Here is a 19,060-nt window from a genome sequence, read left to right on the forward strand (position 1 = left end):
TCTTCTTCTGGTTCTAGCGTCGAACGTAGGTCGTAACCTTCCAGCGGGCGTCGCCAGACTTGTCGTTCCATTCAGAATCGGAGCGCTGAGGGTCAACGGCCCACACGGTCGGGTCAATTGCTGGCGCATGAACCAGCGGAGTATCAGGATTCGAGGCCTCAATATCAAGGTCAAGGTCGGTGACAACCAGTTCATCTACCAGATCCATCGTCTGGGCATACAGATGTGCTCCACCGGTGATCCAAATGTAGGGAGCCTCGTCTGCTTCAGCCTTGTCCTGCGCGTGCTTTAAGGCAGCCTCGATGGAATACACCAAGTCGATGCCGTCGGCCTCGTACAGGTGTGAACGCGTAATCACAATGTTGGTTCGTCCCGGCAGGGGAGCGCCCAATGCCTCGAAGGAACGACGTCCCATGATGATCGGGCATCCCAACGTGGAAGCCTTGAAATGTGCGAAGTCTGCGGGCACGTGCCACACCATTGACGTTCCAGTTCCAAGAACGCCATTCTTGTCCTGCGCCCAGATCGAAGCAACGGTTGTCACACTGCCACCGGAGCCTTAATCGTCGGATGGTGTTCGTAGCCTTCAACGATCACGTCATCGAAGGTGTAGTCGAACATTGACGGAGCCTTATTCAGCTTCAAAGTCGGGAACTCGTAAGGGGTGCGCGACAGCTGTTCAGTCACCTGTTCCACGTGGTTGGAGTAGATATGACAGTCGCCGCCGGTCCAGATGAATTCGCCCACCTCAAGGCCTGCCTGCTGAGCAAACATGTGAGTGAGAAGCGAATAGGACGCGATATTAAACGGAACACCGAGGAACATGTCGGCGCTGCGCTGGTAGAGCTGCAGGGACAGGCGACCGTCGGCAACGTAGAGCTGGAAGAATGCGTGGCAGGGTTCCAGCGCCATCTTCTCTAGTTCGCCCACGTTCCATGCGGACACGATCATGCGCCTGGAATCGGGGTTTGTCTTCAACGTTTCAAGAACCGAAGAAATCTGATCGATCGTCTGGCCCTGAGCGGTGCCCCATTTGCGCCACTGCACTCCGTAGACCGGGCCGAGATCGCCGTTCTCATCCGCCCATTCGTTCCAAATACGGATGCCGTTTTCCTGAAGCCAGTGCACGTTCGAATCGCCGGAAAGGAACCAGAGAAGCTCGCCGACAACCGACTTCAGATGAACGCGCTTCGTCGTGATCAGCGGGAATCCCCTGGACAGGTCGTAGCGAAGCTGGCCACCAAACAGGGAACGCGTGCCTGTACCGGTGCGATCCCCTTTGAGAGTTCCCTCTTCCATAATCCGCGCAAGCAGATCCTCATACTGACGATCAATAGTCACAGTCAGTTGTCTCCTTAAAGGTCATCACCATATCTTGTTGCTTCCTATTGTCTGTCTTTTAACGTGCAACGGAAAGTGCGCAGGCCAGCTGCTTGTCCTTATTATCGCGTGCGTACTGTCGCACAGGCGACGACGCTATGGGGAGATCAGCCAAAAATGATGGTGAAGTCAGTCGAGGACGCTTGCCTTATCATCCATCGGCAGTGCCAGGTGAGCGAAAGCATCAGACTTTTGTGCATCGCCATTCAATGAAACATCAATAATGCGAGTGTGCGAGAAATCAGCGGGAGGCGTTCCCAGCGCAATCTCCAGCCCCTCGATCGTCTTATTCGCCAATGCTGCGCCGGCCTTCCATCCGACGACCGCGCCGATTCCGAAGGGGACTAAACGTCCGACAGAAGACAGTGCAGCGTGTTTTGCAAGCTTACGCTTCGCCCACTTGACCATCATCTGATTGAACTGGGTCGCTGCCTGAGAACGAATGTCAACAAAGGAAGATGCGAACCACGATGCTGCCTGAATACCGACGGTTGCCGTGATTGCTTCAGCCCCTTCTTGCCCCGTAATTGCAGCCAATACCAGCGCGTTACGCTTCGCGGGATCCTTCACGTCAATCCCGTACAGGTGCGCGACGACCATGCAGTGGTGTGCGGCTTCAGTCAGGAACGTGCCGAATTGCAGACCGGAGGCACCAAGGCTGAGCGCAGTGCCAATTCCGGGCCACGCTGAGAAAGCCCCGGCAGCCCCAGACTCACGTTTCACGCGCGCTTTGAAACGCTGGTTGGCAATCTCAACCAGTTCGCTGGGGGTCGCTCCCGGGTGAGTATCGCGCAGTTTTTGCGCACTACGGGCAGTCGACGCATAGGGCACATCAAGCGCGCGCTGCCACACATCGACTGCCCGGTGACGCACAGACATGTCAGTCCTCTGAAAGGGATTCGTTCGTGAAGGTCTTTTCATAGGTGGCACCCTTGGTCACGGTGTGACCGATGGTGCAGTTACGCTCGATGGCGCCCGATGCGCGACGAATCATCTTCTCGCGCTCTTCCTCATCCACGCTTGAGAGGTCCTGGATCAGTTCCACATCAAAGTGGGTGAAGCGATCTTCGCCTTCGAGGTACTGCGCGGAGACAGCCACGACCTGCTCAAAGTCTTCGCCAAGGCGATCGGTCAGACGCTTGTCGGACGACATTGCGTTACAGCCTGCGACCGCAATTTTCAGAAGTTCACCGGGAGAGAAACGGCCGGGGCCCTCACCAACCAGAACTTGGGCGCCACGAGGATTAGTCGCCGAGTACTGGCGGATGCCTTCACGCTGCAAGTAGAGGGCGGGGGACAAAACAGGGGTCTCTTGTGTTTCACTCATGCCATTATTCTCACCGATTATTCGCATCCGTGCGCGTTGAGAAGGCGATGAAGATATCACGAGAAAAAGTGGAATAAATCCGTTTTCGTCGCGTTTTTACCTTCCCAGTTGACGGGGCAGGTCAGACTTCGCTACTTCCGCGCTGAAGCCAGGCGGAAGCGAGCTTCAGCTCTTCATCGAGAATCTCATCGACGTGCTTCAACACTTCACTTTCAATGCGAGCGCCAAAGAAGGGAATTGCCACTTTCACTTCACCTTCAACCTGGCGAAGCGTTTCGCTCGACCCAGAAAAATGCGAGGTCATAGTGACTGCGACGGGCGCGCCCTCAAATGAGAGCTGCGTCGAGGCAGTGAGCGCGGCCTCGTGAACAAACTCTTCACTCAACGCAAGGCGCAACTCTCCGCGAATCATCTGACGCACTTGAGCTGGCAGAACACCAGGATCAACACTGCCGTGAGCTCGAACGCCCGAGGCGAAGTGTTCAACCTGAAGATCCTGACAAAAATGCGCGAAACGCCCACGGACAAAATCGGGGTCAACGCTCATTGCTTGAAAGTCGGCAAGGGGCACCGGATACGTCAACGACTTTGAAAACTCCATGGGCACTCATCTCTTCACGTTTTCCAACGGCTACTATCAATCCTATGAGAAGCCTGACACAACTGGCAGAGGTAGCCTCGAGCGATGCCCTGACCGAGAAGGACATTGAGTGGCTCCACCTGCTCCTCGCAGACTGGCAAGTCCTTGCAGACTTGAGCGCAGCAGACCTTGTTCTCTGGCTTCCCACCGACGATGAACGTTTCATCGCAGTTGCCCACTCTCGACCGGCAACATCAACAACCGTTCACATCGATGACATCATCGGCCTCCACCTACCCGTAGCGCGCGAAATCGAATTCCGTCGCGCGATCGCAACCGGACAAGTCGTTAAATCCCCGGCTGCACGCTGGGCAGGCACCTACTCGATGATGGAAACCTGCATCCCCGTCCTTCACGATGGGCGCGTCATCGCAGTTGTCACCCGCGAATCCAACCTTTCTTCACCGCGATTCTCCCTAGGCTTTGACTCGTGGGCAGCCCAGGTCTCAGACAACCTCTGCCAGATGATCTCGCGCGGTGAATATCCCTATGACACGACCCCCGCGGTGACTGCTCGTGGCGTCCCGCGTGTCCTCGATGGTGTCATCCTGATCGACCCCGACGGCAAGGTCCTCGAAACAACGCCGAACGCCACCTCGTGTTTGCGACGCCTCGGTATCCGCAACGCAGTGCGAGGCAAGATCCTCGCCCAAGAGATCACCAACGTGATCGCCGACGAATCCATGATCGAAGAATCCATGGCGGTTGTCGTCATGGGACGTGCCTCGTGGCGAACCGAAATCTCAAGCCATGCTTCCACCATTACGATGCGCGCTCTCCCCCTCACGGAAGGCCGTACGCGTCTTGGAGCCGTCATTCTGACGCGCGACATTTCTGAAGTTCGACGTCGTGAACAGGAACTCATGACGAAAGATGCGACGATCCGCGAGATCCACCACCGCGTGAAGAACAATCTGCAGACCGTTTCGGCTCTGCTTCGACTGCAATCGCGTCGCTCGGAACGCCAAGATGTCAAGGATGCGCTCGCGGAGGCAGAACGTCGAGTTCAGGCAATCGCAACGGTCCACGCGGCCCTATCTCAGAACGTCGATGAAACTGTTGACTTTGACGAGGTCGCGCGCTCGGTTCTGCGTCTTGCGGGTGCGGTCGCTGTTACTGATCGAAGCGTGGAAGTTATTACCGACGGTTCCTTCGGGGTTATTGCCGCTGATCAAGCTCAAGCTCTAGCAACTGTTTTGAACGAACTGGTCACAAACTCTGTTGAACACGGTCTGGCAGAACGTGATGGAACGATTGTCGTGTCCGTTCAACGCGAGGGTGAAACGATGACGGTCAAGGTCGCTGATGACGGCGTCGGTTTTGAACCGGGAACCCCGATGAGTGGTCTGGGAACTCAAATTGTAAAGCAGATGGTGCGTGGTGACCTGAATGGTTCGATTGACTGGTCGTTGCGCCCCGAAGGTGGAACGGTTGTCACCTTGAAGATTCACTTGGATGAGGTCTGATTCCGAACGGATGTGTGCCTAGTAGGTAAGGGGCGTTAAAAGCGTGTGGGGGTCGGCTCTCAAGAGCGACCCCCACACGCTGAACGTTTAAAATCAGGATGCGCGTCGTGCACGTGCTGCACGACGCTTGAGCGAACGACGTTCCTCTTCGCTCAAGCCACCCCACACACCAGAATCCTGGTTGTTTTCGATTGCCCACTGCAGACAGGTCGCTTCGACTGAGCAGCTGTGGCACACGGCTTTGGCTTCCGCGGCCTGAGCAATTGCCGGACCTGTATTTCCGATCGGGAAAAACAGTTCGGGGTCAACACTCAAGCAGGCAGCCTTACTCCGCCAGTCCATTTCACAGCTCCTTGGATTCGTTCACGCATTTTCGACTGCGCACATTGGCGCGCCGAATTCCATTGATAAGTGTCGGTGAATAAATGTGCGGGGGCAAGAGGGGCAGGGCACAACCCATCAAAATTTGGTGTGCAAGTTGTCACGTCGGTGCCCGGAGCAACTCAATGCAACTCGATCGAAGTGTCCAGCGACACGAATAATGCCTGTGTTTTCCTTCCACCGTCGGGCTAAAAGTGAGGTTTGGAGCCGATTTGTCGAGTGTTTGAAAGATCGTATGAAATCTGGTGGCGGATCAATGATAAGAAGGTTCGTTTGCTCTTGGATAGCCAGGCGAGGCCATTGAGTGGGAGTCAGAGTCTCAATGTGTGGATTGTTAATGCCGAGTGAAGTGAGGTTGTGTCTCAAAATTGTCTGAATTACCTGCGACTCGTTATGCATAATTATCCAATCCGAAAGCCTCTTGTCCTGTTCAGGCTGGGTGTGCGCAGTGAATAGGTGTGTGTAGACGTAGACGTCGAAGTCCTCCCACCCGGGGCCAATCAATAGCTGAGCACTATCTGGGTGGGTGAAACCTCCGTAGCAATCTTTGGTCGGTGCAACAAGCGATGCCTCCGCTCCCCGGTTTTTCTTCGCGAGGTCTGTTGAAGGAAAAAGAGCCAGGGTTCGCTGATGATCCGCTTCAACCCACCACTGGCCAGGTTCGCACGGCTCCTCGGTCGCGGACGAGGCGCGATAGTGAGGTTCGGACGTATCGGGTCGTTCAATGAGGAGCGAAGCCAGTGAACGATCGAAGCGAGTAAGAGGGTGAGTATCGAGGCTTCCCATGATGAAGACAACGCCACGTTGGGTACATTCTTCGATTCCGTTCGTCCAGATCTCTTCGGCAACAACAAGTCCGTAGATTCGTTCAAGTTCGTGGCGAGAGGCCGCGATGTCAGTGATTGCAATGATTCGAGGAGTATGGTGTTTCGCTTGCTCGAACAGGGTGGCAATATCTTGACCTTCCCGGATCGTTAGTCCACGGGTAGTGGGCGAGGGGGGTGCCTGAGCATCAATCAGGTCGATCTCCCACGATGAGTGGGTTGAAATCCGAGTTGCTATCTGGCGAACAAGTGAGCCAGTTTCGGTTGTGTGATGTGCTGGGGCACGGACGATGATGTTCCCGCTTTTCCATCTCACGGGTGTATGTGCTCCAGAATCGACACCATCGCCCAGCCCAAGCGGTATTCCTGCAACGTGTGGAGCTTCTTTCGAAAGGAGGTCGAGCTCTTCCCAAGTGATGGACGGAGGAAGGAATGGAGCCCACGCCAATGGTTCCCACTGTTCGTTCTGAGTCGTCGTGCGCGGTATTGATGTGTCGCAACTCTTCGGCGCACAGTGTGGATCTGCGCGTTGCACAGCGGTCGTGCTGTTGGGGCTCCATGCGCATTGAAAAAGCCCGCGATCAGCCCACATTGCTCTTCCGGGAATCCGTTCGAGGTGAGAGGCCCTCGCATCGCCAATCACATCGATTGAATCTGAATCCGACAGGCAACGAAGTGCAATGCGGATATCGATGTTTGCTCGCATGGCAGAGCTGACGGCTCCGCCGGGACGTTGTGTAGCGATAATCAAATGCACGCCCAGTGAGCGTCCTTGGGCTGTAAGTCGGTTGATGATATCGCTTCCATCTTTGTGTGCGTCGACGAGGACTCTGAATTCGTCGATGACGATGATAATTCTGGGCGGTGGACAGGTGGCGGTACCGTCACGATGAGCGCGGGCCCAGGTTGCATAGTCGGGGAAACCAAGGTGCGAGAACTCTTGTTCGCGTCGCAGAAGTAGCGATGTTAATCCTCTGAGAGCCCTTCGCGTCTGGGCGGGATCGAGGTCAGTGAACACTCGGTCTACGTGTGGAGCTGACTCGAAGCGGTGAAAAGTTGCTCCTCCCTTGTAATCAATCAAGATCATGCGTATTTCTGCTGGCGTGTATGTGCTGATTAAGGCTTGAATCCAGGTGATGAGGGCTTCTGACTTCCCCGATCCCGTTGTGCCTGCCAGCAACGCGTGCGGTCCATCATTGACGAGGTCAATGGTGAGGGTGCCGGCATCATTGACTCCGATGGGGATGCTTAAATGTGTTCCATCGTGGCTGGAATTGCCGGTGGTGTGTGCAAGCAATGAACACAAATCGACGCTGGTGGGCAAGGATGAGCCGGTGGATACGGGTTCAAACTGCTCCCACCAGCGTGGAGCACATGATATTCGTTTTTCAACGTTGAGGGTGCACCAGGGCGGAACATCTTCTAATCCCATGCCAATGGCAACGTGCCAAGGATTGTCATCGCGTTCCCGATCGCTCAGAGAGGCGGGTGCAGTATCCAAGGAGGTCATGCAGTGGGGACACTGGTGGCCACGCATGATGTGGATTGTTGGTCCGCCGTTGCCAAACGCGTATTCCTCTGAGGAGTCTGTGATGACGTATCCGCCACGAGATACTGCGATGATGTTGCCAGTAATCCACGATGCGGTGGCGCGTGCGTCGTCTCCGATACACGCGATTGCACAGGGAGAATCGAGCTGGAGCGTGAGTCGACGGAGGGAGCCGGGGAAAGAAACGCGCACTCTTTGATTGATTGGAGATGTATCTTGAGGTGTCCTGTTCGTTCTGCGTTGCCAGCGATCAGGATGCGAGCGTTGCCTAGCGGTGTGTCCGCCACGTGCAGATTGTCCTTGCGCTTGAAGAAAAGCCAGCATGATGGCAAGCCCAGCTGGGTCGAGTCGAACGCGCTGTTTCTTTCGTCGCAGACGAATTCCCAGCATCACCAGGACGAGTCCGGCGGCCAAAGCTCCTAGTCCGTATGTAACGTAACGGAAAGATCCCAGCCGGATGCCTAAGAATAGTGCCATTGTGATGAAGGGGAAGAAAGCAAGGAAAGCGCGCATGGACACTTTTCGGCTTTCCTGCCATGTGTATTTTCGAGGCCTGCCACGCAGGACGAATGTATCGCGTCCTAAATGCAGGACCATCCGTCGCCGGAACTTTCGAGGCTTCCCTTGTACCCGACGACGCAGTAGTCCCAAGGTCAACAGGGTTCCATTTGTTGAGCCCGTATCGTAAAGGCGAAACCCTTTCTTTGCCCGAATGATGTTCGCGTGATCGCGCGATATCTGCTGGTCGACGATGAAATGATCGCGGCCTCGTCCCACGGAAGACGGAAGAGGGAAAACGAGACCAGCGTCCACTCCGCGCACACAGGCTAAATGCATGGGAGATGCCATGGCTTGTAGCGCGATGTCACTCATCATTCCTCCTTCAGTGTCAGTGTGGCGAGGGAAGAAGCGGGGAAACAAACGCAAAAGAGACGAATTGTGGATAACTTGAAAAGTATCCACAGGCATGCCTGCAAAGACATTCCTCCATGGCTAATGGAACAATGAATCCATGAGTGAAACAGAGTCTCTAAAGAAACGTCACGACGGCCTTGTCCAGGTCATCCAACGGGCGAATGCCGCCTACTACGACTTTGACTCACCCGAAATGTCAGATGCTGACTACGACATTATTTTCCGCGAGCTCGAGGAACTCGAACGCGACCACCCCGAACTTGTCACCCCGGATTCTCCCGCCGCGAGTGTTGGCGGCACCGCCGACCAGACAACAACCACGATCCGTCACCTGGCTCAGATGACGTCCATTAACGACGTCTTTTCTTTCGAAGAACTCGGCGAATGGGAAGCTCGGATGCGGGCAGATTCTGGGCTCGATGAAGTTCAGATGACAACCGAGGTCAAGATTGACGGTCTTGCCATCAACCTGACATACGTAGACGGCAAACTCGTCAGCGCGGCCACCAGGGGCGACGGGTTCGTCGGTGAAGACGTGCGCTCAAACGCTGACAAGATCGCGACTATTCCGCAGTCATTGCAGGGGAAAAATATTCCGCACCGCATTGAAATCCGCGGAGAGGTCTACATCCCGATCGCTGATTTTGAAAAACTGAATGCTGATATCGAAGCCGAAAATGCCTGGCGTATTGCCGAGAACGGTCGCCGTGAGGTCGCCAACGCAACCCTGGATGCGGATAACGCGCAGATCGCCCGAAAGAACAGAGAGATTCGCGCGCAGAACAAGGATGCCCTTGGCGGGTTTCAGACTCCGCTACTTGAAAAGAAGAAGCGTCAGCGTCCCTTGCCGATGCTTTCCACGTTCGTGAATCCGCGTAACGCGGCGGCTGGCACCCTTCGTTTGAAAGAAACATCCGCCGACGAGGTCACACAGGGCCCCGACTACGAGATTCAGCTACGCGCACGCGCGTTGCAAGACCAACGTGTTTCATCGTTGTCCATGCTTGCGCACGGTATCGGATTCGTTGAAGAGGGGGATAGTTTCTCGGCGCCTACCACTCAGTGGGAACGATACCTTCAGCTCAAAGAATGGGGTTTCACGGTTCCAGATCAGACGCGTCTGCTGACGGGGCTCGATCAGATTGTTGCCCGTATCGGCGAGTTAGGGAAGCAACGCTCTCAGATGGACTACGGCATCGACGGTGTCGTCATGAAAGTGAACGATGTTGCCCTTCAAGAAAGCATGGGGTTCACGTCGCGCGCACCCAGGTGGGCGGTCGCGTACAAGTTCCCGCCCGAAGAGGTCCACACTAGGCTCCTCGATATCCGTGTCCAGGTTGGGCGCACCGGCAGGGTGACTCCGTTTGGCGTCATGGAAACAGTACTGGTTGACGGTTCCAATGTTTCGCGAGCAACGCTCCACAACGCCGAGGAAGTTCAACGTAAGGGCGTTCTGATCGGCGATATCGTTGTCCTGCGTAAAGCGGGGGATATCATTCCGGAAATCTTAGGCCCGGTGTTGGCTGCGCGAACAGGGGAAGAACGCGCTTTCGTCATGCCGACCGCGTGCCCTTCGTGCGGTAGCCCGCTCTTAGCTGAGAAGGACGGGGATGTGGACCTTCGATGTCTGAATAAGGCACACTGTCCTGCTCAGCTGACCGAACGAGTTGCCCACTTGGGTGCTCGTTCCGCGTTGGATATTGAAGGTTTGGGTGGGGAAGTTGCGATGGCTCTGACCCAACCTGAAAACCTCAGAGAAGATGTTGCTTCCGCACTTGTAGCGGGCCACGATGTGTTCTTAGAAGATGGAACGCGACTGCGTCTTGATAATGCTGACGATCTTTCTCCGGCGGATCAACTGGCCAGCGCGGAAGCTCTTCTGCCAGCCCCGCAGACTCCGGTGCTCCACGGCGAAGCGCAAATCTTTGACCTCAAGGCCGAAGACCTTCGTGACGTGTTCGTATGGAGGGCTGTTAAAGACGATGACTCCGATGTGTCACACTACAAGCAGGTTCGCTTTTTCTGGACAAAAGCATTCATTGCCAAAAAGGACAAGGACGGGGACACAACGTATGTACCTCGTGAAACGGAAGCCTCGAAGGGAACTCTTGCCCTTCTTGACGAGCTAGAAAAAGCAAAGTCCGCTCCGCTGATGCGAGTTCTTGTTGCCCTGTCGATTCGCCACGTCGGTCCGACGGCTGCCCGTGCAATTGCAGATCATTTCGGTTCGATGGATGCCGTTCGCAACGCCTCACTTGATGAACTATCAGGAATCGAGGGCGTCGGACCGGTCATCGGCGGGGCCCTGATTGATTGGTTTAGTGTCGATTGGCATCAGGAACTGGTTGAGCAATGGAGTCACGCTGGTGTGAAGATGGCTGATCAGCCACCGCAGCAGGTGTCGCAGGTTCTTGCCGGGCTCACGATTGTTGTCTCGGGAACGATGCCCGGTTATGACCGTGAAGGCGCGAAGGAGGCAATCGTGGCGCGCGGTGGTAAGGCAGCCGGTTCTGTTTCGAAGAAGACATCGTTGGTCGTCGCAGGTCCGGGCGCAGGGTCAAAGGCTACAAAGGCCGAGGCTCTGGGGGTGCCCGTGATCGATGAGACACGCTTTAATGACCTGCTGAACGGTGGGCTTGAAGCCTTGAATCTCGGATGAAAACGTGTCTGAGCGTTGCCGGCCGGTAGCTCAGATGGGTTTTAGACCATGAATTCAAAGGGATGCAGAAGATACTCGGTGATACGAGTGAGCATATTCCGGCCTTCCCATTCGCCGATCGTGTATTGACGAGCGGTGGTGAGGTCGTTGTCGAAGATTTCTTCCATGTGCTGGGCAAGCTCGCGCGAATGGAATTGCATATTGACTTCGTGGTTGCCTCGCATGGAGAGGCGGTCGATGTTGGCAGTACCGATCGTTGACCACATGCCGTCGATGCTCATCGTCTTGGAGTGAACCATGGCGTGCTGGTAGAGCCAGATCTCGATGCCTTCGCGAAGCAGGGAGCCGTAGTAGGGGCGTGCTACCCAGTCAGCCATGATGTGGTTGGAGTATTCGGGGATCAGAACCTTGACCTTCACTCCGCGTTTTGCTGCTGCGATCAGGGCTTGAAGAATCTCTTTATCGGGGATGAAGTAGGCGGTGGTAATCAGAATGTGGCTGGTCGCGCGCTCGATCGCGTCGATGTACATTCCACGAATCGGGTAGAGGATTCGCTGGGGTGCATTGAATGCGGCGGTGACTTCTGCATGCCACTTCTTCGCTCCGGCGTCGGGCAACTGGGGCGCACGATGGGGTTTGAAGTGATTCCAGAAATCGACGAACCCGTTTTCTAGCTCCCACACGGCATCGCCAGTCACGCGAACGTGGGTATCGCGCCATTCGTTGGCGAAGGGGTTGCCAATGTTGTAGCCACCGACGAATCCAACGGTGGAATCAACAACGAGGATCTTGCGATGGTCCTGGCCCGTGTTCCGCAGATTCAAAGTCAAGAGACCAGAACGAATCGCGGGGAAGCGACGAACCCATAGGTGTGGAATATCGGGGAAGAAATAGAAGCGTGGATCTTGATTGAGAACTCCAAAACCGTCGTACACGCAGTAGACGTTGACTCCACGTCGGGCTGCTGCGATGAGCGCGTCTTTAAAACGCTGGCCCCATTCGTCTGCGCGCCAAATGAATGATTCAAAGTAAATATGGTCTGTCGCGTTCTGGATTGCGTGGAGCATATCCGCGTATAGGGAATGCCCCTCCGTATAGGTTCGCACCATGCCACGTGGGATTTGTATGTCAGCTGGTTCGAGGGTCGGGAATCCGTGTCGGCCACCGGGGACACGTTGCTTACGCATATGGTCGACGGCGTGGACGGTGACGATGGCGGTTGCCTGTGCGATGGTGATGCCGATCGCCGTCTTCTTCATCAGTCCTAAGGTTTCGGCGCTGATGAGTCTTTTACGCGGGAATCTCATGAAGCTGATTCTACGGCCTCGTGTGGATTACGGCGTGGGCGCGAATCCCGCTTATTAGTGCTAGGCGCTAAGATTGCAACTATGTCACGAATCAGTACTGACGAGGTCGCCCGCGTCGCGGAGCTGGCCCGAATCGCATTGACTCCAGGCGAAATTGAACGTATTGCTGGGGAGCTCGACGTTATCGCTACTTCAGTTGCTAAGGTGTCCGAGGTCGCGACCCCGGATGTTCCCGCAACCTCTCACCCGATTCCGCTGACGAATGTCTGGCGTGAAGATGTGGTCACAGAAACTCTTGACCGTGATGAAGTTCTTTCGCAGGCGCCTGCAAGCGAAGATGGGATGTTCCTTGTTCCGCAGATCCTGGGGGAGGAATGATGAACGAACTGCTGAAGAAGTCCGCGCTTGAGCTGGCTGACATGCTGGCCGCAGGTCAGATCACGTCGGTTGAACTGACAACTGCGTGCTTGGACCGTATTGAGGCACTGAATCCTAAGATCAATGCTTTCCTTTTCATCGACCGCGAGGGCGCTCTGAAGACCGCGGCCGAGGTTGATGCGAAGCGCCAGGCCGGCGAGGAACTGCACCGCCTTGCGGGTATTCCGATTGCTTTGAAGGACAACATGGTGACCCGTGGAATCCCGACGACGTGTGCGTCGAAGATTCTGGGCGATTGGCGTCCTCCGTATGACGCAACGATCGTGAAGAAGATCCACGAAGCTGGTCTGCCGGTCGTTGGTAAGACGAATATGGATGAGTTCGCAATGGGCTCGTCGACCGAGCACTCCGCGTTCGGTCCGACCCTGAACCCGTGGGATATCGAGCGTATTCCCGGTGGTTCTGGTGGCGGTTCCGCTGCTGCGGTTGCTGCTTACATGGTTCCGCTGGCGCTGGGCTCTGACACCGGTGGTTCGATCCGCCAGCCGGGTGCAGTGACGGGCACGGTTGGTGCGAAGCCGACCTATGGTGCTGTTTCGCGTTACGGCCTGATTGCCATGGCCTCGTCGCTTGATCAGATTGGTCCGGTTACCCGCACCGTCGCTGACGCTGCAGTTCTGACCGAGCTTGTGGGTGGCTATGATCCGCTCGATTCCACGTCTCTCAACGAGCCTGTTGGGAACCTCGTCGACGGCGTTGAAACTGTCGCAGGCACCAAGTCCATGGCTGGCCTGAAGGTAGGCGTGGTGAAGGAACTGTCGGGCGAAGGCTACGAAGCCGACGTTCTTAAAGCCTTCAACGCGACCGTGAAGAAGCTTGAAGAATCTGGCGCAGAGGTGAAAGAGGTGTCGTGCCCGAGCTTCGACTATGCGCTCGCGGCCTACTACCTGATCATGCCGGCTGAGGTTTCTTCGAACCTTGCTCGCTTCGATGGTATGCGTTACGGCATTCGCGTTGAGCCCTCCGAGGGGCCCGTGACTGCTGAGCGCGTGATGGCTGCAACCCGTGAAGCTGGCTTCGGCGACGAGGTCAAGCGTCGTATCATCCTCGGCACGCACGTCCTGTCGGCCGGCTACTACGACGCCTACTACGGCAGCGCTCAGAAGGTTCGTACCCTGATCCAGCGCGACTTTGCGCGTGTTTTCGAAGAGGTCGACGTTCTTGTTTCGCCGACCGCTCCGACGACGGCGTTCAAGTTCGGCGACAAGATTGACGACCCGATGGCGATGTACCTCAATGACATTGCGACGATCCCGGCGAACCTCGCCGGTGTCCCCGCGATGAGTGTTCCGAATGCGCTTTCGTCCGAAGGACTGCCGATCGGCTTCCAGATTATTGCGCCTGCGCACCACGATCTGAAGATGTACCAAGCTGCTGCTTTGGTTGAAGCGCTCAGTGATGATGTGGCGGGCGCTTGCCCGGCGAGCTCTTGGGAGGAAAACTGATGAGTGAACTCATGGATTACGCGGATGTGACCGCGAACTTTGATCCGGTTCTTGGCATCGAGGTTCACGTTGAGCTCGGTACGAAGACGAAGATGTTCGATGCTGCGCCGAATGCCTTTGGTGGAGACCCGAACACCTACGTTACGCCGGTTTCGCTGGGTCTTCCCGGTTGTCTTCCGGTTGTGAACCACACTGCAGTTGAATACGCGATCAAGATCGGTCTTGCGCTGAACTGTGAAATCGCAGAGTACTGCCGTTTTGCGCGTAAGAACTACTTCTACCCGGACTTGACGAAGGCATTCCAGACGTCGCAGTTTGATGAGCCGATTGCTCACGATGGTTACGTGGATGTCGAGCTTGAAGACGGTAGTCTGTTCCGCGTTCAGATTGAGCGCGCACACATGGAAGAAGACGCAGGTAAGAACACGCACGTCGGTGGCGCTGAGGGTCGTATTCACGGAGCCGATCACTCGCTGGTTGACTACAACCGTGCGGGCGTTCCGCTGGTGGAGATCGTGACCCGCCCGATCGAAGGTGCGGGGGAGCGTGCTCCTGAGGTGGCTGCTGCCTACGTTCAGACTCTGCGTGATATTTTCCGTGCACTCGGTGTGTCCGAGGCTCGTATGGAGCGCGGTAATGTTCGAGCAGATATCAACGTTTCTCTTCGCGATACTCCGGAATCTCCTCTGGGTGTTCGTACGGAAACGAAGAATGTGAACTCGTTCCGCGGTATCGCTAGCGCTGTTCGCTACGAGATGCAGCGTCAGGGTGCGATCCTTTCTGCCGGTGGGTCGGTGAACCAGGAAACCCGTCACTTCCACGAGGAAGACGGTTCCACCTCGCAGGGCCGCGATAAGTCGGATGCTGAAGACTACCGTTACTTCCCCGAGCCGGACCTGGTTCCTGTTGCTCCTTCGCGCCAGTGGGTTGAGGAACTGCGTGCCTCGCTTCCTGAGCTTCCTGTTGCGAAGCGTCGTCGCTTGCGCGAAGAGTGGGGCTATGCCGATATGGAGATGCGCGATGTCATCAACGCTGGTGCGTTGGAGATTATCGAGGCCACCGTTGAGGCTGGTGTCGATCCTGCGTCCGCTCGTAAGTGGTGGATGGGCGAACTCAGCCGTCGCGCGAAGGAACGCGAACTGTCGCTCGAAGATATGCCTGTCACGCCCGCTCAGATTGCTGAGTTGCAGGGCTTGATCGATTCTGGTCGCATCAATGACAAGCTTGCTCGTCAGGTGCTGGAAGGCGTTTTGGCTGGTGAAGGCTCACCGACCGAGGTTGTCGAGGCTCGCGGTCTTGAGGTTGTTTCTGACGACGGTGCGCTTTCGAAGGCTGTTCAGGATGCGCTGGATGCCAATCCTGATGTGGTCGAGAAGATCAAGGGTGGCAAGGTCGCAGCTGCTGGCGCACTTGTGGGGGCTGTCATGAAGGCGACACGTGGTCAGGCGGACGCAGCTCGCGTGCGTGAACTCATCATGGAGATGGTGGGAGCCTGAAGCGTCGCGCTTGATTGAAGTGTCGCTGGGCGGTGGATGATAATCCACCGCCCAGCTTTCTATTCCCTCAGGCCCGTGAGTGGCCTCGTTGATGGCGAAAACTGAGCGTATGGCGCACGAATGACATGGCTGTAATTTGGTGAAAACCCTGGATTTCTGCGGGAGATAGATATCGTGCAGTCATTGAGTTTATGTCGTGAATTCAATATAACGGTTTAGTTACAGTTCGTGTAGATAAGGCTTTTTCGCCCTCCGCACAGTGCACACTATGAGTCATGGAAATGCGCCAACGGTGGTGACTTTCCATCACACAACTATCTGTCAACAGTTCAGCGGAGAACCAATGACCAACACACGTCGTGAGCGCATCGTCCTGGAGATGCGCAACATCACGAAGGTCTTCCCGGGTGTCGTCGCACTTGATGACGTCAACCTCCAGGTACGCAACGCTGAGATCCACGCGATCTGTGGCGAGAATGGTGCTGGCAAGTCGACCCTGATGAAAGTGCTGTCGGGCGTGCACCCGCACGGCACTTACACGGGCGACATTTTCTACGAAGGCAACGAAGTTCGATTCTCGAACATTCGCGACTCTGAAAAAGCCGGCATCGTCATCATTCACCAGGAACTTGCTCTTATCCCGCAGCTCAGCGTCGCTGAGAACATGTTCATGGGCAACGAGGTCAAGAAACACGGCGTCATCGATTGGAACGAAACCAAGCAACGCGCCCTTACGTACATGGCCGAAGTTGGATTGGATGAAAACCCAGACACTCTGATTAAAGACATGGGTGTCGGTAAGCAGCAGCTTGTTGAAATTGCCAAGGCACTTGCAAAGGACGTCAAGCTCCTGATCCTCGACGAGCCCACTTCGGCACTCAACGAGGAAGAATCAGCCCACCTTCTCGACCTGATGCGCAAGCAGCGCGAACGCGGCGTCGCGATGATCATGATCTCGCACAAGCTCGACGAAGTTGCTGCCGTCTCTGATGCCATCACGGTTATTCGTGACGGCAAGACGGTCGGCTGGATGGACGCCGACAAGGAAAAGATCGACCAGGACGAGATCATTCGCCTGATGGTCGGTCGTTCCCTTGAAAACCGCTACCCGGACAAGAAGTCGCATCCGGGCGAAGTGAAGTTCGAGGTCAAGGACTGGTGGGTACGCCATCCGCTGAACTCCGAGCGTTTCGTCTGCAAGGGCTCGTCCATCAACGTCCGTGCCGGTGAAGTGGTCGGCCTTGCGGGTCTGATGGGTGCCGGTCGTACAGAGCTGGCTCGTTCCGTCTTCGGTCATTCCTACGGTATCCACGAGGGTGGCGAAGTCTTTATCGACGGCAAGAAGGTGAAAGCGAACTCCGTCCCTGAAGCTATCGACGCTGGCATTGCTTACCTTTCTGAAGACCGCAAGATGCTGGGTCTCAACCTTCTGGAACTGATCCACCAGTCGGTTGTTTCAGCCAAGCTTTCGAAGATCCGCCACCACGGCGCGTTGAACATCGAAGAAGGCAAGAAATTCGCTGAAGAATCCCGCCAGAACCTGCGTATTAAAGCGCCCTCAGTGATGACGGGCGTGGGAACGCTTTCCGGAGGTAACCAGCAGAAAGTCGTCCTTGCAAAGTGGATGTTCACTGACCCCGAGGTTCTCATCTTGGATGAGCCAACCCGCGGCATTGACGTCGGTGCGAAGTACGAGATCTACACGTTCATCCAGGAGCTTGCCGCTCAAGGAAAGGCTGTTCTGGTGATCTCGTCCGAACTCCCTGAGCTTCTGGGCATCACAGACCGCATCTACACCATTTTCGAAGGCGAAGTGACGGGGTGCGTGCCCACCGAGCAGGCAGATCAGGAAAGCCTGATGCACCTGATGACGTCCACCTCATCCACTCCCACTGGCAGCAACGAAAACTGAAAGCTAAAGGCACTTCAATGAAGAAGAATCTCACAGCACTATTCGGAGGAGACTTCCGACAAATCGGAATGATCGCTGCTCTGGCGGCGATTGCCCTGTTCTTCCAGTTCAAGACGGACGGCAAGGTCTTCCAAGCACAGAACTTGATGAACCTGGTCATGGGTAATACCTACGTCCTCGTTCTCGCCATCGGCATGGTTCTGGTCATCATTGCCGGCCACATTGACCTGTCAGTCGGTTCTGTCGCAGCAACCGTCGGCATCGTCGTTGCCGTTGCTATGCGTGATTGGGCCCTCAGCCCCGTCTTGGCCATCGTTTTGGGTATCGGCGTCGGTCTGCTCATCGGCATCTGGCAAGGCTTCTGGGTTGCAAAGTGGGGAATCCCCGCCTTCATCGTGACCCTGGGTGGCATGCTCCTCTTCCGCGGTACTAACCAGCTGATCGGCAAGTCTTTGACGGTCCCGGTTCCCGAACTGTTCCAGACCCTCGGCGCTGGCTACCTGCCCGATATCGCTCCGGATGTTATTCCCTTCAACCTGCCGACCATGATCCTGGCTGTCATCGCAGTCCTAGCGATCGTCTGGAAGGAAATCTCCGGCGTGAAGGCTCGTCAGCAGTTCGAAGCTGAGCCGGCCCCGATGTGGGTTCCGATTGTTCGCATGGTTGTCCTCGGTGGCGCAATCCTGATCGTCGCCTGGATCTTTGCAACGGGTCGCCCCGGCACCTCGTTCCCAATCCCCGGTGTTATCGTCGTCATCCTGGCTCTGATCTACTCGTTCATCGCTGACCGCACGGTCCTCGGTCGCTCGATTTACGCCATCGGTGGCAACAAGGCTGCTGCAGAACTGACCGGTGTGAAGGTCATCAAAACGAACTTCTTCGTCATCTGCAACTCCGCATTCCTCGCCGCAGTTGCGGGAATGCTGTTCATCGGCCGTTCGACGGCCTCGGGTCCTGCTGACGGTAATGCATGGGAACTCGACGCCATTGCCGCCGTGTTCATCGGCGGTGCCGCCGTTTCCGGTGGTGTTGGCACGATCATGGGCACCATGGTTGGCGCACTTGTCATGGCCTTCCTGAACAATGGCCTTCAGCTGATGGGCGTGGGCTCCGACTGGACGCAGATCATTAAGGGCCTCGTCCTCTTGATCGCAGTCGCCGTTGATGTCTACTCGAAGCGCCAGGGCAAGCGTTCCATCATTGGCACCTTCCAAAATGCCTTGAGTAATCAAAAGGCAGTTCGGAAAAGCGAAACAAAGACTCCCTCCAAGTGATGATCGGGCGGTAAGGAGAAACCGTATCGCCATGTCAACAACGGGCT

15 protein-coding genes are annotated in these 19,060 nt (G+C 56.0%); 7 read left to right on the forward strand and 8 right to left on the reverse strand.

Annotated elements, in window-relative coordinates:
• Nucleotides 1–13: 13 nt before the first annotated feature.
• From G5S47_RS02060 to G5S47_RS02080, 5 genes are all read right to left on the reverse strand, one after another.
• The gene (locus tag G5S47_RS02060; RefSeq protein WP_006681821.1) at nucleotides 14–544 is read right to left on the reverse strand and encodes a dihydrofolate reductase; all 531 of its coding nucleotides are present in this window, start codon (nucleotides 542–544) and stop codon (nucleotides 14–16) included.
• Nucleotides 541–1,299 carry a thymidylate synthase gene (locus G5S47_RS02065; RefSeq protein WP_218840569.1) on the reverse strand — a complete coding sequence of 253 codons (759 nt, stop codon included), beginning with the start codon at nucleotides 1,297–1,299 and terminating at the stop codon, nucleotides 541–543. The genes G5S47_RS02060 and G5S47_RS02065 overlap by 4 nt, the downstream gene beginning before the upstream one ends.
• A gap of 210 nt (nucleotides 1,300–1,509) precedes the next feature.
• Nucleotides 1,510–2,259: a VPDSG-CTERM exosortase interaction domain protein gene (locus G5S47_RS02070; RefSeq protein WP_219585712.1), complete on the reverse strand. Its 750-nt coding sequence runs from the start codon at nucleotides 2,257–2,259 to the stop codon at nucleotides 1,510–1,512.
• Nucleotide 2,260: 1 nt separating this feature from the next.
• Nucleotides 2,261–2,707, reverse strand: a complete 447-nt coding sequence (locus tag G5S47_RS02075) for an OsmC family protein (protein WP_103632423.1) — start codon at nucleotides 2,705–2,707, stop codon at nucleotides 2,261–2,263.
• Nucleotides 2,708–2,828: 121 nt separating this feature from the next.
• Nucleotides 2,829–3,308, reverse strand: coding sequence for a DUF2505 domain-containing protein (locus tag G5S47_RS02080; protein WP_219585713.1), 480 nt, complete (start codon nucleotides 3,306–3,308; stop codon nucleotides 2,829–2,831).
• 44 nt (nucleotides 3,309–3,352) lie between these two features.
• On the opposite strand from G5S47_RS02080, the gene G5S47_RS02085 reads away from it, so the two are divergent.
• Nucleotides 3,353–4,813, forward strand: coding sequence for a sensor histidine kinase (locus tag G5S47_RS02085; protein WP_006681816.1), 1,461 nt, complete (start codon nucleotides 3,353–3,355; stop codon nucleotides 4,811–4,813).
• Nucleotides 4,814–4,906: 93 nt separating this feature from the next.
• Here G5S47_RS02085 and G5S47_RS02090 read toward each other — a convergent pair whose 3' ends face one another.
• Together G5S47_RS02090 and G5S47_RS02095 are read right to left on the reverse strand one after the other, a co-directional pair.
• Nucleotides 4,907–5,155 carry a WhiB family transcriptional regulator gene (locus G5S47_RS02090; RefSeq protein ID WP_006681815.1) on the reverse strand — a complete coding sequence of 83 codons (249 nt, stop codon included), beginning with the start codon at nucleotides 5,153–5,155 and terminating at the stop codon, nucleotides 4,907–4,909.
• A gap of 117 nt (nucleotides 5,156–5,272) precedes the next feature.
• Nucleotides 5,273–8,440 (reverse strand): type VII secretion EssC family protein, encoded by a 3,168-nt coding sequence (locus tag G5S47_RS02095; protein ID WP_219585714.1) that lies wholly within the window; start codon nucleotides 8,438–8,440, stop codon nucleotides 5,273–5,275.
• A 139-nt stretch (nucleotides 8,441–8,579) separates the two neighbouring features.
• On the opposite strand from G5S47_RS02095, the gene G5S47_RS02100 reads away from it, so the two are divergent.
• On the forward strand, nucleotides 8,580–11,141 hold the full coding sequence (locus G5S47_RS02100) for an NAD-dependent DNA ligase LigA (RefSeq protein WP_219585715.1): 2,562 nt from the start codon (nucleotides 8,580–8,582) through the stop codon (nucleotides 11,139–11,141).
• 41 nt (nucleotides 11,142–11,182) lie between these two features.
• Here the strand turns inward: G5S47_RS02100 and G5S47_RS02105 are convergent, their stop codons facing one another.
• The gene (locus G5S47_RS02105; RefSeq protein ID WP_373273792.1) at nucleotides 11,183–12,400 is read right to left on the reverse strand and encodes a phospholipase D-like domain-containing protein; all 1,218 of its coding nucleotides are present in this window, start codon (nucleotides 12,398–12,400) and stop codon (nucleotides 11,183–11,185) included.
• A 129-nt stretch (nucleotides 12,401–12,529) separates the two neighbouring features.
• On the opposite strand from G5S47_RS02105, the gene gatC reads away from it, so the two are divergent.
• The 5 genes from gatC to G5S47_RS02130 all read left to right on the forward strand — a co-directional run bounded on the left by gatC (nucleotide 12,530) and on the right by G5S47_RS02130 (nucleotide 19,013).
• Nucleotides 12,530–12,826, forward strand: a complete 297-nt coding sequence (gene gatC / locus G5S47_RS02110; protein WP_040318742.1) for an Asp-tRNA(Asn)/Glu-tRNA(Gln) amidotransferase subunit GatC — start codon at nucleotides 12,530–12,532, stop codon at nucleotides 12,824–12,826.
• The gene (gene gatA, locus G5S47_RS02115) at nucleotides 12,826–14,331 is read left to right on the forward strand and encodes an Asp-tRNA(Asn)/Glu-tRNA(Gln) amidotransferase subunit GatA (protein ID WP_103632416.1); all 1,506 of its coding nucleotides are present in this window, start codon (nucleotides 12,826–12,828) and stop codon (nucleotides 14,329–14,331) included. Before gatC ends, gatA begins: the two co-directional genes overlap by 1 nt.
• Nucleotides 14,331–15,827 carry an Asp-tRNA(Asn)/Glu-tRNA(Gln) amidotransferase subunit GatB gene (gene gatB, locus G5S47_RS02120; protein ID WP_179370545.1) on the forward strand — a complete coding sequence of 499 codons (1,497 nt, stop codon included), beginning with the start codon at nucleotides 14,331–14,333 and terminating at the stop codon, nucleotides 15,825–15,827. Before gatA ends, gatB begins: the two co-directional genes overlap by 1 nt.
• A gap of 343 nt (nucleotides 15,828–16,170) precedes the next feature.
• Nucleotides 16,171–17,739, forward strand: coding sequence for an ATP-binding cassette domain-containing protein (locus G5S47_RS02125; protein ID WP_103632418.1), 1,569 nt, complete (start codon nucleotides 16,171–16,173; stop codon nucleotides 17,737–17,739).
• 17 nt (nucleotides 17,740–17,756) lie between these two features.
• On the forward strand, nucleotides 17,757–19,013 hold the full coding sequence (locus tag G5S47_RS02130) for an ABC transporter permease subunit (protein ID WP_219585717.1): 1,257 nt from the start codon (nucleotides 17,757–17,759) through the stop codon (nucleotides 19,011–19,013).
• Nucleotides 19,014–19,060 lie beyond the last annotated feature (47 nt).

It is taken from the genome of Schaalia turicensis (genome assembly GCF_019380255.1).
Lineage (GTDB): Bacteria > Actinomycetota > Actinomycetes > Actinomycetales > Actinomycetaceae > Pauljensenia > Pauljensenia turicensis_A.

What these genes read in the sequence shown, in the direction of transcription:
- G5S47_RS02065 (WP_218840569.1), bottom strand. Translation starts at nt 1,299, where the DNA reads ATGGAAGAGGGAACTCTCAAAGGGGATCGCACCGGTACAGGCACGCGT.
- G5S47_RS02070 (WP_219585712.1), bottom strand. Translation starts at nt 2,259, where the DNA reads ATGTCTGTGCGTCACCGGGCAGTCGATGTGTGGCAGCGCGCGCTTGAT.
- G5S47_RS02075 (WP_103632423.1), bottom strand. Translation starts at nt 2,707, where the DNA reads ATGAGTGAAACACAAGAGACCCCTGTTTTGTCCCCCGCCCTCTACTTG.
- G5S47_RS02080 (WP_219585713.1), bottom strand. Translation starts at nt 3,308, where the DNA reads ATGGAGTTTTCAAAGTCGTTGACGTATCCGGTGCCCCTTGCCGACTTT.
- G5S47_RS02085 (WP_006681816.1), top strand. Translation starts at nt 3,353, where the DNA reads ATGAGAAGCCTGACACAACTGGCAGAGGTAGCCTCGAGCGATGCCCTG.
- G5S47_RS02090 (WP_006681815.1), bottom strand. Translation starts at nt 5,155, where the DNA reads ATGGACTGGCGGAGTAAGGCTGCCTGCTTGAGTGTTGACCCCGAACTG.
- G5S47_RS02095 (WP_219585714.1), bottom strand. Translation starts at nt 8,440, where the DNA reads ATGAGTGACATCGCGCTACAAGCCATGGCATCTCCCATGCATTTAGCC.
- G5S47_RS02100 (WP_219585715.1), top strand. Translation starts at nt 8,580, where the DNA reads ATGAGTGAAACAGAGTCTCTAAAGAAACGTCACGACGGCCTTGTCCAG.
- G5S47_RS02105 (WP_373273792.1), bottom strand. Translation starts at nt 12,400, where the DNA reads ATGAAGAAGACGGCGATCGGCATCACCATCGCACAGGCAACCGCCATC.
- gatC (WP_040318742.1), top strand. Translation starts at nt 12,530, where the DNA reads ATGTCACGAATCAGTACTGACGAGGTCGCCCGCGTCGCGGAGCTGGCC.
- gatA (WP_103632416.1), top strand. Translation starts at nt 12,826, where the DNA reads ATGAACGAACTGCTGAAGAAGTCCGCGCTTGAGCTGGCTGACATGCTG.
- gatB (WP_179370545.1), top strand. Translation starts at nt 14,331, where the DNA reads ATGAGTGAACTCATGGATTACGCGGATGTGACCGCGAACTTTGATCCG.
- G5S47_RS02125 (WP_103632418.1), top strand. Translation starts at nt 16,171, where the DNA reads ATGACCAACACACGTCGTGAGCGCATCGTCCTGGAGATGCGCAACATC.
- G5S47_RS02130 (WP_219585717.1), top strand. Translation starts at nt 17,757, where the DNA reads ATGAAGAAGAATCTCACAGCACTATTCGGAGGAGACTTCCGACAAATC.